The following is a 491-nucleotide window of genomic DNA, read 5'->3' on the forward strand; positions in this document are numbered from 1 at the left end:
GTATGGATATACAGATAAATGATGAGGGCCATGGGGTGAAGCACTCACGCCATGACCGCTCTTGCAGCCGCAGAGAGTGGCCGGCTTAGCTCAACAGGTCGGAGAACGCCTTGTCGGCTTCAAGCACCGCTGGCAGCCCGGCAAACAGTGCGTCCAGATCGACTCCTTCCATCAATGGCCCGCCGCAGGCCTGCTGCGCTTGCACAGTTGCGCCGCCGTGGGCTTCCAGTGCATCGGAGATGGTGATGGCCTGAGCAACGATCTTTGGCAGCGGTGCGTCGGCCGGAGCCTTCAGCGGTGTTGCCTGATAGGCGATAGCCTGTTTGATCAGCTCTGGCAGATGCCAGCGACTGGCCAGTTCTGCGCCTACTTCCGGGTAGCTGAAACCCAGTTGCAGGGTTTCGTTGGCTGCACGCCCCGGTGTACCGGCCTTGGTTGCGTTGTTCAAGCGCTCTGCAACGTCGGGCGCGCCGGTCTGGATCAGCAGTTCG

Annotated in this window: 1 protein-coding gene; it reads right to left on the reverse strand. The window is 61.3% G+C overall.

Annotation, left to right across the window (positions count from 1 at the left end; genetic code table 11):
- Positions 1-85: 85 nt before the first annotated feature.
- The coding region (locus ALO43_RS14030; RefSeq protein WP_157062299.1) for an HDOD domain-containing protein at positions 86-491 on the reverse strand (406 nt) is incomplete at its 5' end.

It is taken from the genome of Pseudomonas tremae, from assembly GCF_001401155.1.
Classification (GTDB): Bacteria; Pseudomonadota; Gammaproteobacteria; order Pseudomonadales; family Pseudomonadaceae; genus Aquipseudomonas; species Aquipseudomonas tremae.